Consider the following 13,873-nt stretch of genomic DNA (forward strand, 5'->3'; position numbering starts at 1 on the left):
GGACAGCGCAAAAGCAACGTCGCCTCATAGGTTTACTCTTCAACTTATCGGATTACGACCGGGGAGCAGTAGGCGGGTGGGTCAGGTTCGGCTAATCTCCGTAATGTGACACAGATATTCCACATTGCGATAGTTTTGGCGCATTCATCCTGCACACCGGAGACGCGCTGATGTCCTTCATTTGCCTGCTTCTCTCCGGTGCCGCGCTGCTGGTCAATGGGCTGGCGACGCTGGGGCGTCTCCCCCGCCGCGACGCCGCCACCTTCAGCCTGCTGCTCGGCGGCACCCAACTGGTGCTCGGCGTCGTCCATCTTTCCACTGGCAGTACCCGCACTGAACACCTCTTGACGGCCGCCGGCATGTTCCTGTTCGGGCTGACGTACGCCTATGCCGGGCTGGATGTTTTGTTGGCCCTGGGTTCGAAGGGCCTGGGCTGGTTCTGCGGCATGGTGGCGTTTTTCGGCCTGCTGCTGGCGGGCGCGTGGATCGGGTCGGATCCGCTGCTCGCGGTGCTCTGGGTGTGCTGGTCGGTGCTGTGGGGGCTGTTGTTCGCCTCGGCTGCATTCGGCGCGGTGCGGCTGGACCTGTTCACCGGCTGGGCGCTGGTGCTGGCCAGCCAGGTCACTGCAACCTTTCCGGCGTTCCTGGGCCTGGCCGGTTTGTGGCCCAGGGCGGCCGGGCCGGCGTGGCTGGCGGCAGCCTTCCTGGCCGGACTGTTTATCGCGGCACGCGTGCTGGCCCGGCGCGGACCTGCCAGTCCGCGCCGGGCCAGTGAAGGGGAAGCCGTGAGCGCTAGGTAAGCGCGTGTCCCAGGGTGGCGGCGTGGTGCCGGCGCTCGATGGCGGATTCCACCAGCACCCCGGCCAGGAAGACCACGGGAACCGCGGCGAGCAGGGCGGTTGCTGTTTCCGCACTGCCGCCAATGAGGGCCGTGAAATTGCTGACCACCAGGAACAGGACCCAGGCGAGCAGCACCGTTGCCAGGACGGGGGCGATCCGGGTCTGCCACAGCTGCGCCCCGGCACGTTCGCGGCGGAAGAAGCTGACCACCGCCACCGAGCACAGCATGTAGAGCACCAGCAGTGCCGCCACGGCCAGGCCGCTGAACCAGGAGAAGAGGGTCAGGACCGGGTCCAGGGCCAGGATGGCGAAGGGAAGCACCAGGACGACGGCGGTGGCGGTCTGGATCCAGGCGGCAAAGGCAGGGGCGCGGTGCCGGTTGGTCCGGGCCAGCACGGCGGGCATGGAACCGCGCAGGGCCAGGGAGTGCAGGTAGCGGTTGATGCCGTTGTGGAAGGCGATGATGCCGGCGAGCAGCGAGGTGACCAGCAGGATGCCTGCCACCACGCCCGCCCATGGTCCGAACAGCTCCACCATGGGACCGAGCACAAAGGACGTGGCGTCGCCGGATTCGAGGGCTGCCCCGGCCGCGTCCATGACCCGGGACGGGCCGTAGTAGCTGACCAGCATCCAGGAGATGAAGGAGAAGAAGACGGAGATGACACCGACGGACAGGTAGGTGGCCCGGGCCACCGTGCGGTGCGGGTCCTTGGCCTCCGCCGAATAGATGGCCGTGGACTCGAAGCCGAACATGGAAGCCACGGCGAACATGATGGCTACGCCCGGCGCTCCGGCCCCGATGGCCTCGGGCGAGAAGGACGCGGCCACGCCGATGCCTTCCGGGCCGCCGCCGTGGAGCAGGACGGTGAAGCCGAACAGCAGCAGGATGGCCACCTCGAGGCCCACCAGCAGGGCCAGCACGCGGGCACCGAGTTCGATGTTCAGGGAACCCAGCACCTGGACGCCGGCCATGGTGGCCAGGGCAAGCAGCCACCACGGAACCTCCAGTCCGATGGATGCCAGCAGCCCGGAGAACGCCGCACCGTAAAGCCCGTACATCGCGGCCTGGACGGTGTTGTAGGCCAGGAGGGCCAGCCAGGCGGCGCCGGCGCCGGTTTTCCTGCCGAACGCTGCGGTGACGTAGGCGTAGAAGGCGCCGTTGGCCTGGATTTTGCGGCTCATCGCCACAAATCCGACGGCGAAGATCACGATGACGATGCCCACGATCAGGTAGGCGCCGGGTGCGCCGGCACCGTTGCCGAGCGCTGCGGCCAGCGGCGAGGCGCCCACGATCCCGGTGAGGGGTGCCTGTGCCGACAGGACGAAGAAGAGGATGCCCAGGACGCCGATGCTGCCGGCGCGCAGTGCCGTTGAATGCTCCTTGGCCGGAGCGTCAGTGGTCCGGGGCTCGGAATTCGAAATACTCATTTGATCCTTCTTAACGGTCATGAGTTCGGGAAAATTGCTGTGGAATCCAGCTTGGCAGCGGGGCGCCGAACCCCTTTGTCCACCAGCGACGAGTTGTTGTTTGTCAGCGCAGTGCAGGATTTTGCGGCACTGGTTCCTGGGCGGCCGGGCGGGCGGCGGAGCGGGGGCCAAGCAGCGACGCGGCGGCCTGCGCCGCTTCCATGCCGCTCTCAATGGCACCGTCGATGAAGCCGCCCCAGCCGTTGGCAATATCGGAGCCGGCAAAAAGCACGTTGCCGTACCCGGACTGCATCGCGGCCAGGTGGTTGCCGAGGAAACCCGTCCGGTGCATCGGCCAGGTCTCTCCCGCCAGCGGGTCCGCCACCCAGTCATGGGTAGCGACGTCCAGCACGTCAACGCCGGGCACCAGCCGGGCCAGCTGCTCCTGGACTGCCGCTGCGTCTGACGCATCGATTCTTGTTGTGTCGGGGCCGAAGCCGACGACGATCGTGTCGCCGTCGAGCGTGTACTCCACCTGGAAGAAGTTCAACGGCCAGTCCGCGTTGCCCAACGCCACGAACGGCGCGTGCTCACCCCGCAGCCGGATCCACACCTTGACGCCCTTGGACACCTGTCCGCGCTTCGCGGCTTCCATCTTGGCCGGCGGCAGCGGCGGCTGGAAGTCGATGGTTCCCAGGACGGGAAGGGGGACCGTGACAATGGCGGCCCTGGCGCTGATGGCCCGGCCGTCCGCGCTCCGCAGGGTGACGCTCCCGCCGTCGTCCGTCATGCCTTCCACGGCGAAACCAAAGTCGACGGCGGCACGGGAGTCCTCAAGGATGGCCTCGGCGAGCGCGGCGGTTCCGCCCTGGATCTTGTACGTGGCGCAGGCTTCGAAGTTGACGGCCCAGTCACCGTTGGTCAGGGCCACCCAGCGCAGCGCCTGGGTCAGTGCCGCGTCCTCCAGGGGGCCGTTGAAGTTCAAGGTCCAGAAGGATTCGAGGATGTCCCGGGCGTCGCCGGCGGGAAACTGTTCCCGGATCCGGTCCTGCACCGAGATGTGGTCGATGCCCTTGAAGGCATCCGTCGCCAACGGCCGGAACGGTTCGGGGAAGTAGGTCCGGGACTCCTTGGTGAATTCGCCGTTGTGCCGGCCGATCACGTCAAGCAAGGCTCCGGGGTCGCCTTCACGGCGGCCGCCGTCGGCCCACCAGAAAGCCCGCTGGGGCTCCGGGCTGGCGACGGTTCCGATGCCGTACCGCTTCAACTCCGCCCAAATGTACGGCTGGGTCCAGTGGACCCACGTGCCGCCGATCTCCACGTCGCGGCCCAGCCGGTGGTCCAGCCAGGTCCGGCCGCCGATGCGGTCCCGCGCTTCAACGAGGCGGACTGCCAGTCCACGACGGGTGAGTTCGCGGGCCGCGGTGAGGCCGGCAAACCCGGCACCCACGATGACGACGTCCAGGTCCTGCTCCATGGCGCTGTTGTGCTGTGCCATCCCCGGGCCCCTAGGAGTAGACGAAGAATTCGACGGTGGGGGCCAGCACAGCCCACCTGGTACGGGCGCCCTTATTGAAGGAGGCGGCGCCGCCGGCGGTGAGGTCATAGCTGACGCCGCCCTCCACCTCGATCCGGAGGTGACCTTCGATGATGTGGATGGTCTCATCGGCTTCCATTACGAGATTGAAGGGTTCGGGGGCTTCTGTGGGATTGACGTGCCAGTAGCCGCAGGCCAGCGCGGGCCTGTCACCCTCGCCGAAGCGGCGCACCCACTGTACTTTGCCGAGTTCGAAGGGCTCATTCCTGCCGGGGTCAAGGGAAGCGGACGCGGTGAAGGACGGGGTGGTGGTCATGGGTACTCCAGAGGGGAAGGCGCGGCAGGGGAACGGTCACGCCGCGGGATGTGTGAAATGGCGGCGGTCCTGTGACGGGCATCACCGCGTGGAAGCAATCTAAGCAATTGCTTAGTTTTAAGTCAAGGGCTGCTTTTTGCCTGGCGGCGGATGGCTAGAATCGGGCTATGACCGCTTCCGCCGCCCGCACCGCCACGCCCAAATATGGCAAGGGCCGCGAAGCCCTGCTTCGGGCGGCGGTGGATGTGGTGGCGCAGAAGGGCCTGCGCGGACTCACGTACCGTGCGGTGGCCGAGGCGGCGGGCGTCAACAACAGCCTGGTCGCCCACCATTTCGGGACCCGGGACGCCCTGATCGAGGCAGCGCTCCTGTGGTCCTCGGAGCAGTCCATCGGCGCGTCACGGCTGCGGGAAGCAGCCGAAAACGGCGGGACTTTCACGGAGGCGCTGCTGGAGCTGCTGCTTGAAGATCCGGGGCTGCAGGTGTTCCAGTACGAGATGATCCTCGAGGCCCGGCGCCGCCCGGAGCTGGCGGGACCGGTGGCCGCGCTGTATGAAAGCTATGTTGGTGCGCTGTCGGAGGGGCTTGAGGCATTCGGCTTCCAGGGTGACGTCCGCGTGGTGGCCCGCTCGCTGTTCGCCGCGCTGGATGGACTGGTGCTGCAGTACCTGGCGGGCGTGGGGCGGGAGGAGATCGCTGCCGCCCTGGAGGAGGTGCACCAGGCGGTTCTCCTGCGGAGGGGTGGCATCGCGGGCAGTTAAAGCTGCCGCTGGAGCATTGCTGCTTAACGCACTTCTGCCGTGACGCGAACAGCGCCACGGCAGAAGTCCCTGAAAATGAAGCGCGTCAGCCGCGGTTGTACATCACGTGCTTGGTGCGGGAGAAGTCCTCCAGGGCGTAGCTGGACAGGTCGCGGCCGTAACCGGAGCCCTTGAATCCGCCCCACGGCATTTCGGTGGCGATGACCAGGTGCGAGTTCACCCAGACCGTGCCGAAATCCAGCTTCCGGGGAACGGTCAGCGAGCGGGCAGAGTCCCTTGTCCAGACAGAGGCCGCCAGTCCGTAAATGGTTTCGTTGGCCCGGGCAACGGCTTCCTCATCCGTGCTGAAGGTCTCCACGGACACCACCGGCCCAAAGATTTCCGTGCTGGCGATCGCGGCGCCGGGCGGAACGTCCGTGACCACGGTCGGTTCGATGAAGAAGCCCGGCCCCTCGATGGCGTTGCCGCCCACCGCGATGGTCAGGCCGTCCTTGCGGACGTCGTCCAGCGCGGCGAGGACACGCTCGTAGTGCGCTCCGGAGATCATGGAGCCGATCTCGACGTCGGTCCCCGCGCCCGGGGTGCCGACGGAGATTTCGCTAACCTCCTGCACCAGCAGGCCGGTGAATTTCTCCGCCACCGATTCGTGCACCAGGACCCGGCATGCCGCGCCGCACTCCTGGCCGCCGTTCCAGAACCCGGCACTGCGGACCCCCTTGGCAGCGGCCTCCAGGTCGGCGTCGTCAAACACCACGACGGGCGCCTTGCCGCCAAGCTCCAGGTGCACCCTCTTGACCGACGCGGCCGCACCGGTGGCCACTTTCTGGCCGCTGCCCACGCTTCCGGTGATGGCCACCAGGTCAACGTCGGGGTGTTCGGAGAGCCGGTTGCCCACCACGCGTCCGGGGCCGGTCACGATGTTCACGACGCCGGCGGGAACCTCACCGGCGATGAGTTCGGCCAGCTTGAGCGTGGTCAGCGGGGTCTGCTCGGACGGCTTGAGGACCAGGGTGTTACCGGCGCCCAGGACCGGGGCGATCTTCCAGGCAGCCATGAGCAGTGGGTAGTTCCAGGGGGTGATGACGCCCACCACGCCCACCGGTTCGCGGTGGATCACCGAGGTGTGGTTCTCCGCGTAATCGTCAGCACCGATGGTGCTGAAGGCGCGGGCGGCCCCGGCGGAGAACCGGAAGGTGTCGATGGCGCTGGTGATGTCGTCCTCCGCCACCGCGGCGGGCTTGCCGGTGTTGGCGGATTCCAGGGTTTCGAACAGGTCCCGGTTGGCTTCGATGATGTCCGCGATCCGGAGGAGGACTCCGGCACGGTCCTTCGGCGTCTTCGCTGCCCACGCTGCCTTGGCCGCTACAGCTGCGGCGACGGCGGCGTCGACGTCCTCGACGGATCCGGCGGGCACCCGGGTGAGGACCGCCCCGGTCGCCGGGTTCACGACGTCGGCCGTTGCCTCCGACGTGGACGGAACAAACGCGCCGCCGATGAACTGGCCAAACGGGGGAAGGGACGGCGCGGGCGGGTTGGCCGCCCTGCGGACGGTGAACAGTGCAGTGTCAGTGGTGGTCATGGCTTGTCCGGGGTCCTCTCGGTGGACTGGCTGGCGTGGTGGAGTTGATGGTGGTGGTGCTCGACGGGAACCGGCTGCTCCCAGAAGTCGGCACCGTCGATGCCCAGTGCCTTGGGATTGAAGGTGGGGTCCAGGCCCAGCTTCCGTTGGCGTTCGTAGTCCTTGTAGATCTTGCGGACCAGCGGGAAGAGGAAGGCCAGGCAGATGAGGTTGACCCAGGCGATCAGGCCCAGGCCGATGTCGCCGGCCGCCCAGACCACCTGGGCGTTCACGATGGAGCCGACGAAGACGATGGCCATGGTGCCGATCTTCAGGACGTTCTTCCACAGATGCCCTGGCCTGCCGTCCAGCAGGTAGAGGAGGTTGGAGTTGGCCACGTAGAAGTAGGCCAGCAGGCAGGTAAAGCCGAAGAGGAGTACGGCAACGGAAACGAATCCCGCTCCCCAGCCCGGAAGCAGCGTGTCGATGGCTTCCTGCACCCAGTTGGCACCAACGGGAACGCCCGGGATGTTGTTGACCAGGAAACCGCCGGAACCGTCCGCGACGTTGTACTTGCCGGAAACCACCATCATCAGGCCGGTGGCCATGCAGATCAGCAGCACGTCGATGTAGATGCTGAACGTTTGCACCAGGCCCTGCTTGCCCGGATGGGAGGTGCGGGCCGCAGCTGCGGCGAAGGTGGCCTCACCGAGGCCGTTGGATGAGGCGAAGACAGCCCGGCGCACGCCCCAGGCAATTGCGGCTCCGGCGATGCCGCCCATGATGGGGTGGACACCGAGGGCGGACTGGAAGATCAGGGCAACGGCGGCAGGGACACTGCCAATGTTGATGCCGATCACTGCCAGCGCAAGGACCAGGTAGCCGATGGCCAGGACCGGCACCAGGGCCTGGGTCACCTTCACCAGGCGGGTGGTGCCGCCGAAGATGACCAGGGCGATCAGGACGGTGACCAGCACGGCGGGAATCCAGCTGTCCAGGCCGAACGCCAGCTTGGCGCTTGCGGCAATGGTGTTGACCTGCAGGCCCGGGAAGACAAAGCCGTAACCGATGACGCCCAGCACTGCCACGAGTGCGCCCACTTTGGGCAGCTTCAGGCCGTACTTGATGTAGTACGGCATGCCGCCGATGTCCTCGTTGGCACTGCGGCGGTCCTCGTCCTGGACCTGGCGTTTGAAGGTTTGGGACAGGGCTGCTTCGGCGTAGCCGACGGTGCAGCCCACCAGGCCGGTGATGGCCATCCAGACGAGGGCACCGGGGCCACCGGCGCCGACGGCCGTGGCAACGCCCGCGATGCTTCCGACGCCGACGCGGCTGGCCAGTGCCAGGACCAGGGCCTGGAAGGAGGACAGGCCGCCCTCCCCGCCTTCATTGTCCCGCAACTGGCGGAGCATGTCCGGGATGCGGCGGAACTGGATGCCTTTGGTGGCGATGGAGTAGGCGACGCCGAGGCCCAGGACCACGTAGGCCATGGGCGCCCAGATGGCGTCGGAAACGGCGGACAGGAAGGCTCCGAAATCGGTACCCATGGCTTATCCGACAGTCTGGTACAGGGCGGACAGGGCGTTCTTCACGCGTCCCAGGTCCCCGGCACCGAGGTCTGCCGTGGGACGGCGCGGGGATCCGGCGGGAACGCCCTGCAGGGTCAGGCCTGCCTTGATGGCGGGGATGAACGGCACCGAGAGGAGCGCGTCAATCACGGGGTAGACCTTCTTCCACTGCTCCAGTGCGCCCTGCAGGTCGCCTTCGGCGATGCGGCGGCTGACATCGACGATTTCAGCCGGGACCACGTTGGCCGTGCCTGCCATGACACCCGCTGCGCCTTCGACGAGGGCGCTGTAGAGGTAGACGTCCCAGCCGATGAAGGTGCCGATGACGTCCGAGTGGTGGTGGATCAGCTGAAGTGCCTGTTCCCAGTTGGCGCTGGAGTCCTTGATGTAGCGGATGTTGTCCACCTCCTCGGCCAGTGCCCGGACGGTGGCCGGATCCAGGTTCACGCCGGTGACAGCCGGGATGTTGTAGAGCATCACCGGAATGGTGACGGACCGGGCCACGTCCTTGATGTAGGTGACCGTTTCCTCCAGGGTCAGCGGCTCGTAGTACGGGGTGACCAGCATGAGCACGTCGGCACCCAGCTTCTCGGCGGCCCGGGACAGGCGGATGGCCTCGGCAGTGGAGGTGGCACCGGTGTTGGCGATTACCGGCACGCGGCCGTTGGCCTGGTTGATGACGGTCTCGATAAGCAGCAGGCGCTCTTCCGAGGACAGGGCGCCTACTTCGCCGGTGGAGCCGGCGGCGACGACGCCGTCCACGCCGCCGTCGATGGAGCGGTCGACGATCAGCTTCAAGGTCTCGACGTCGAGGGTTTCGTCCTGCTTGAAGGGGGTGGAGAGCGCGGTGAGGACACCGCGGAGGTTGTTGGACATGGAGTGTTTCCTTACTTACGTGCGTGTGATCAGTGGACTGATGAAACGGTGGATGGTCAGGCGACGATGGACAGGCCGGCCTGGGGCGGTGCCTGGCGGTGGGTGGCAAGGACGCTGGCGGCTTCCTGGGCTGCGGAGAAGCCGGTGGTGATGGAGCTTTCGGTGTAGAGGGTTCCGAGGTAGTCGCCGGCCAGGAAGACGCGGTCGGCTCCGCGCATCAGCGTGGACTGGATTTTGGCGCGGCCGGGGAAGCAGTAGGGGGACGCATTCTTCCAGCGGTCCACCTTGGCCTCGACGACGCTGTCGGCGAAGCCGTGGCCCAGGACCTGGTCAAGGTCGGTCAAGTGGGTCTTAATGACGTCCTCTTCGCTCTTCTCCAGCAGCGCCTTGCCCAGGCTGGCCGGGGAGAATGTCATGAAGCTGCCGCCGGGCTTGCGGACGGATTCGGTGCCGCGGACGATGCTCGCCTGGTTCAGGGCGATCGCGAAGGAGCGCTTCGGTGCCGCGATGGCGTAGATGTCGTCCCAGGGCCGGGCCGTGGTTTCGTTGGTCAGGAACGCTGTGCTGACGTGGGGGCCGTACTTGATCTGGCTGAGTGCACCGCGCAGGTCATCCGGGAGGTCCACGCCGACCTTGTGCGAGACATCGGCGGTGGTGGCGAGGACAACGGTGCGTGCCTCAACTTCGCGGTCGACGCCGTCCTGGCGGTACCGGACCACGACGGATTCCTTTTTGTGGACTACTTCGTGGACCACGGCGCCGAGCTCGATGCGGTCCCCCATGGCCGCCGCAATGGATTCCGTCAGCGTGGACGGGCCGCCAACGATGCCCCGGCTCAGCCCTTGGCCAAAGCCCAGGACCAGGCTGAAGTAGCCGATGCCGGCACCGGCGGAGATCTGGTCCATGTCGCCGGCAGAACGGGTGACGGTGGTCTTGAACAGGGCTGCCGCATCTTCAGAGAGATTGCCGATGAAGTCCTGGAAAGAGGTGTTGTTCTCGAAATCGTAGATGCGCTGCTGCCGCATGGCACCGGACTCCCCTGCCCGCTTTCGCACCACTCCGGTGTACTTGGCCACTCCACTGACGACCTTCAGGCCGGCCCGCATGGTGTCCACACGGGAGGTGAGGGACATCGGGATGCGGAACGGGTAGGTGGCGATGTGCCCCTTTTTGATGAACTTGCCGTTCATGGACAGGCCCTGCAGGGACCCGGGGATCTGGACCGCCATCACGCCGACTTCGTTCAGCAGCGCGTCGGTGGAGGATCCGGCGCCGGCAAAAACGTGGCCGCCCCAGTTCAGCCAGTAGTCACCCCGGCGTTCGGAGCGGATGCGGCCGCCCACGCGGTCCCCGGATTCCAGGACCACTGTGTCCCAGTGCCGGAGCCGCCAGGCCGCCGAGAGTCCGGCCAGGCCGCCGCCAACGATTACTGCGTCTTTCATGATTGCCATTCCTTGCTGTTGTTGGGTGTGGTTGGTCGCCGGGAGCCGCCAGCGGCTGCTTCCGGGAAGTTGTTTTGCTGCTTAGCTGATGGCCGGCTTCCTGAACGTTGACGCCGCACTGGCCTGGCCGCCGTCGAGCATCGCCGCCTCACCGAGCGTCTTGCCCCGGGTTTCCGGTGCCCAGGCGAGCGAAACGGCGAGGCCCAGGAGGGTGATGACGCCGGCGATGATCATGGTGGTGCCGATGCCCAGGGTGGCCAGGGCCAGCGGGACGAGGTAGGTGCCTACAGCTGCACCGATGCGGCTGAGCGAGGAGGCCAGGCCCACAGCGGACCCGCGGACTTCGGTGGGAAAGAGTTCGTTCGGGTACACCCACTGCATGATTTGGGTGCCGCCGATGAGGACTGCGTAGGCGGCGAACAGGGCCAGGATGATCCAGCTGTCAGCGGTGGGGAAGATTCCCAGGGCCAGGAGGGCAAGGCCGCCCCAGAGAAAACTGTGGATGATCAGTGGCCGCCGTCCCATCCTGTTGACCAGCGCCACGGCGATGAGGCAGCCAACGAGGAACATGACGGTGATGGCTGCGGAGCCGATGTTGGCCAGCTCGCCGCCGAGGTTCAGGGCTTCGAGGATGGCCGGCCCGAACGCGTAGACGGCAAACAGCGGGACGATGGAACAGGTCCAGAAGATGGTAATGAATGCCATCCGCTTGCCGTAGCCGGAGCGGATCAGCTGCCCGACGCTGACATGCGTGCCGCTCTCCTCCGGCAGGTCCGCGAGGGTGACGTGCGGGCCGTAGACCTTGGCGAGGACTTCGTTCGCCTCGTCATGCCGGCCCATCTTGACCAGCCAGCGGGGGGACTCGGGGGTACCGATGCGCATCAGGACGATCAGCAGCCCGGGAAGGGCGGCGCTGGCAAGCATCCAGCGCCAGCCGCCGTCGAAGGTCAGCAGGAACTGTCCCACGATGTAGGCGACGGCCGCACCGACGAACCACATGGTGACGAAGGCGCCCAGGAGCGGGCCGCGCCAGCGGCTGGGGGTGAACTCGGCCAGCAGGGAGGTGGCGATGGGGTAGTCGGCGCCGACGGCGAAGCCGATCAGGAGGCGCAGGACGATCAGCCAAAAGGCGTCATTGACGAAGGCCTGGAGGACCGAGCAGACCACAAGGGCGATCAGGTCGACGGTGAAGAGCAGGTGGCGGCCGAACTTGTCAGTGAGCCAGCCGCCCAGGAAAGCGCCGAAGAAGATGCCACCCAGGGCGGCCGCGCCCACCATGCCCTGTTCCGACGCGCTCAGGTTGAACTGCGGAGTGATCTGGACCATTGCAACACCGATGATGCTCAGGATGTACCCGTCAAGGAACGGGCCGCCCGAAGAGAACAGGGCCAGCCTTTTATGGAAGCCGGACAGTGGTGCGTCATCAACTACGTGGGACATGGGTTTTCCTTTCGGAAGCGGCCACTTCAGCAGGTGGGCCAGGAGGAGATGTGTTGGGGCCGGTGCGGGTGCCGCCGCCGTTGGCAGCTGGCCGGTTATCCGGAGGCTTGCAGCCCCTCCGCAGTGGAGGCTGCAAGGGATGCGCTTGGTCGATGTGACATAAACCACCATAAGATGTGATCACAGATCACACAAGACATATTTCAAAGTTTCTTTGTGCCCTCACGCCATGGCGCCGCCACGAGGCGCGGTTCTCCCGGCCGTATATTGGACAGGTGGTCATATCCAAGCGCGCCGAGCCCACCCTGCTGACCGACCAGGTCTACGCGATGATCCATGCTGCGATCCTCAGCGGTGAGCTGCCCGCCGGATCCCGACTTAAGGTGCGCGACCTCGCCGAGCAGGTGGGGACAAGCGTCATGCCGGTCCGCGAGGCCATCCGCCGCCTGGAGGAAACCGGCCTGGCGGAGCGTGAGCCGCACAAGGGTGCCGTGGTCAAGAGCCTCAGCCTCGAGGAATTGATCCACGTCTATGACGTGCGCCGGCTTCTGGAGACCGAAGCTGCGCGGCTGGGCAGCGAGAGGATCACCCCGGAGGACTGCGGGAGAATGCAGTCCGAGTACGAGCTGATGCGCAAAGCCATCGACGAGCGGCAGGTCATCGCCCTCCTTGACCATGACGAGGAGATGCTGGCCATCCTTTACCAGGCGGGCGGCAACCCGGTGCTGCTGCAAACGATCAGGGCCCTGTGGCAGCAGTGCCGCGCCTACAAGATCGTCGGCGCACAGGGCTCCCTGGACGCCGGTGACGACGGTTCCCTGTGGCGGTACCAGCAGGACCTGGTGGCCGCTGCACGGAACGGGGACCCGGCGGCTGCCGCAGCCGTCAACGACGCATCCCTCCGCGATGCCAGCGAGCGGATCAAGGCCCGCCTCGCCGAGCAGGGCAGCGCCTAGTGCCTGGCCCGCGAATGGCGCAAGGATCAGGCAAGCAAAAAAGCGCGGCCGGCCGCCCTAGGTGTACTGAGTCAGGACGTTGGTTACATCGTGAATAGGTGAAGACCTCTTAGGTTGGTGGTTACCACACACAGCCAACGACTAAGAGGTCTTCATGTCCCACCGTAACGCCCGCCTGACTCCGAACGGTAGGCGGATCATTATCGAGCGCGTCCTTGCCGGCCAGCCAGTGGCCCATGTAGCCAAAGAGATGGGCATCTCAAGGACCTGTGCGCACCGCTGGATCAGCAGGTACCGCGCGGATGGCTGGGCTGGTTTGGAAGACCGCAGCTCCCGTCCGAGGTCATGCCCGCACGCCACCTCCGCGGAAGTCGTAGCGGATGTTCTCACCCAGCGCGTCGAGCATCGCGAGGGACCAGCGGACCTGGCCGTGCGCTGCGGCACGAGCGCCCGGACGGTCTCCCGGATTCTGGTCCGCGCGGGCATGCCCAGGTTGTGGGACCTGGACCCAGTGACCGGGGCACGAATCCGCGCGTCCCGGGCCACCGACCGCCGCTACGAACGCGACGCCCCAGGCGACATGATCCACATCGACGTCAAGAAACTAGGCCGGATCCCGGACGGCGGCGGTTGGCGGACCGACCCGGCGCAAAACCGCGCCAACCACCGCAAATCACCTCAGAAAGTCGGTTTTGACTACGTCCACGTGGCCGTCGATGATCATTCCCGCTTCGCCTATGCCGAGGTCCTGCCCGACGAGAAAGGCCCGACCTGCGCCGAATTCCTCACCAGGGCCGCAGCCGCCATGGCCGCCAACGGAGCACCGGTGAAACGGGTCATGACAGACAACGCCTTCGCCTACCGGCTCTCCCGCGACTTCCAGGACGCACTCGCTGCCCTGGGCGCCAAACACATCCTGATCAAACCCCGCCACCCCTGGCAAAACGGCAAAGCAGAACGCTTCAACCGCACCCTCCAAGAAGGCTGGGCCTACCGCCAACCCTTCACATCCAACCAAGCCCGCGTCGACGCCCTGCAGCCCTGGCTAAACTTCTACAACAACCACCGCCCCCCACGGCAGCCTCGGAGGCAAACCACCCATCAGCAGGTGCAACCAACCTACTGACTGAGTACACCTAGGGGCAGCCAGCCGCGCTGACAGTGTTTAGTTG

Annotated in this window: 11 protein-coding genes and 1 pseudogene; 4 read left to right on the top strand and 8 right to left on the bottom strand. The window is 66.3% G+C overall.

Annotated elements, in window-relative coordinates:
- The first annotated feature begins 170 nt into the window (after window positions 1-170).
- On the top strand, window positions 171-800 hold the full coding sequence (locus LDO22_RS11965) for an AmiS/UreI family transporter (protein ID WP_224023370.1): 630 nt from the start codon (window positions 171-173) through the stop codon (window positions 798-800).
- Here the strand turns inward: LDO22_RS11965 and LDO22_RS11970 are convergent.
- The 3 genes from LDO22_RS11970 to LDO22_RS11980 form a co-directional block, all read right to left on the bottom strand.
- Window positions 793-2,268: an APC family permease gene (locus LDO22_RS11970; protein WP_224023371.1), complete on the bottom strand. Its 1,476-nt coding sequence runs from the start codon at window positions 2,266-2,268 to the stop codon at window positions 793-795. The genes LDO22_RS11965 and LDO22_RS11970 overlap by 8 nt on opposite strands.
- A 103-nt stretch (window positions 2,269-2,371) precedes the next feature.
- Complete coding sequence (locus LDO22_RS11975; protein ID WP_224023373.1) at window positions 2,372-3,745, bottom strand: NAD(P)/FAD-dependent oxidoreductase; 1,374 nt, start codon at window positions 3,743-3,745, stop codon at window positions 2,372-2,374.
- A 10-nt stretch (window positions 3,746-3,755) separates the two neighbouring features.
- Window positions 3,756-4,100 carry a cupin domain-containing protein gene (locus tag LDO22_RS11980; protein WP_159630254.1) on the bottom strand — a complete coding sequence of 115 codons (345 nt, stop codon included), beginning with the start codon at window positions 4,098-4,100 and terminating at the stop codon, window positions 3,756-3,758.
- A gap of 167 nt (window positions 4,101-4,267) precedes the next feature.
- Here LDO22_RS11980 and LDO22_RS11985 point away from each other — a divergent pair, with 167 nt between their 5' ends.
- Window positions 4,268-4,861: a TetR/AcrR family transcriptional regulator gene (locus LDO22_RS11985; protein WP_224023375.1), complete on the top strand. Its 594-nt coding sequence runs from the start codon at window positions 4,268-4,270 to the stop codon at window positions 4,859-4,861.
- Between the two features lie 85 nt (window positions 4,862-4,946).
- Here the strand turns inward: LDO22_RS11985 and LDO22_RS11990 are convergent, their stop codons facing one another.
- The 5 genes from LDO22_RS11990 to LDO22_RS12010 all read right to left on the bottom strand — a co-directional run bounded on the left by LDO22_RS11990 (window position 4,947) and on the right by LDO22_RS12010 (window position 11,745).
- Window positions 4,947-6,440: an aldehyde dehydrogenase family protein gene (locus LDO22_RS11990; protein WP_224023377.1), complete on the bottom strand. Its 1,494-nt coding sequence runs from the start codon at window positions 6,438-6,440 to the stop codon at window positions 4,947-4,949.
- A complete protein-coding gene (locus LDO22_RS11995; RefSeq protein WP_224023379.1) occupies window positions 6,437-7,966 on the bottom strand; it encodes an alanine/glycine:cation symporter family protein in 1,530 nt (509 codons plus the stop codon). The genes LDO22_RS11990 and LDO22_RS11995 overlap by 4 nt, the downstream gene beginning before the upstream one ends.
- Window positions 7,967-7,969: 3 nt before the next feature.
- Complete coding sequence (dapA, locus tag LDO22_RS12000) at window positions 7,970-8,863, bottom strand: 4-hydroxy-tetrahydrodipicolinate synthase (protein ID WP_224023381.1); 894 nt, start codon at window positions 8,861-8,863, stop codon at window positions 7,970-7,972.
- A gap of 56 nt (window positions 8,864-8,919) precedes the next feature.
- Window positions 8,920-10,305, bottom strand: a complete 1,386-nt coding sequence (locus LDO22_RS12005; protein ID WP_224023383.1) for an NAD(P)/FAD-dependent oxidoreductase — start codon at window positions 10,303-10,305, stop codon at window positions 8,920-8,922.
- 81 nt (window positions 10,306-10,386) lie between these two features.
- On the bottom strand, window positions 10,387-11,745 hold the full coding sequence (locus LDO22_RS12010) for an MFS transporter (protein WP_224023384.1): 1,359 nt from the start codon (window positions 11,743-11,745) through the stop codon (window positions 10,387-10,389).
- A gap of 275 nt (window positions 11,746-12,020) precedes the next feature.
- Between LDO22_RS12010 and LDO22_RS12015 the strand changes: the two genes are divergently transcribed.
- Window positions 12,021-12,701: a GntR family transcriptional regulator gene (locus tag LDO22_RS12015; protein ID WP_224023386.1), complete on the top strand. Its 681-nt coding sequence runs from the start codon at window positions 12,021-12,023 to the stop codon at window positions 12,699-12,701.
- A 154-nt stretch (window positions 12,702-12,855) separates the two neighbouring features.
- Window positions 12,856-13,831 (top strand): annotated as a pseudogene (locus LDO22_RS12020) (IS481 family transposase).
- The last annotated feature ends 42 nt before the right edge of the window (window positions 13,832-13,873 follow it).

The organism is Arthrobacter sp. NicSoilC5, assembly GCF_019977395.1.
Lineage (GTDB): Bacteria > Actinomycetota > Actinomycetes > Actinomycetales > Micrococcaceae > Arthrobacter.

Excerpts from the sequence above, each read along its gene's own strand:
- LDO22_RS11965 (WP_224023370.1), top strand. The coding sequence starts at position 171 with ATGTCCTTCATTTGCCTGCTTCTCTCCGGTGCCGCGCTGCTGGTCAAT.
- LDO22_RS11970 (WP_224023371.1), bottom strand. The coding sequence starts at position 2,268 with ATGAGTATTTCGAATTCCGAGCCCCGGACCACTGACGCTCCGGCCAAG.
- LDO22_RS11975 (WP_224023373.1), bottom strand. The coding sequence starts at position 3,745 with ATGGCACAGCACAACAGCGCCATGGAGCAGGACCTGGACGTCGTCATC.
- LDO22_RS11980 (WP_159630254.1), bottom strand. The coding sequence starts at position 4,100 with ATGACCACCACCCCGTCCTTCACCGCGTCCGCTTCCCTTGACCCCGGC.
- LDO22_RS11985 (WP_224023375.1), top strand. The coding sequence starts at position 4,268 with ATGACCGCTTCCGCCGCCCGCACCGCCACGCCCAAATATGGCAAGGGC.
- LDO22_RS11990 (WP_224023377.1), bottom strand. The coding sequence starts at position 6,440 with ATGACCACCACTGACACTGCACTGTTCACCGTCCGCAGGGCGGCCAAC.
- LDO22_RS11995 (WP_224023379.1), bottom strand. The coding sequence starts at position 7,966 with ATGGGTACCGATTTCGGAGCCTTCCTGTCCGCCGTTTCCGACGCCATC.
- dapA (WP_224023381.1), bottom strand. The coding sequence starts at position 8,863 with ATGTCCAACAACCTCCGCGGTGTCCTCACCGCGCTCTCCACCCCCTTC.
- LDO22_RS12005 (WP_224023383.1), bottom strand. The coding sequence starts at position 10,305 with ATGAAAGACGCAGTAATCGTTGGCGGCGGCCTGGCCGGACTCTCGGCG.
- LDO22_RS12010 (WP_224023384.1), bottom strand. The coding sequence starts at position 11,745 with ATGTCCCACGTAGTTGATGACGCACCACTGTCCGGCTTCCATAAAAGG.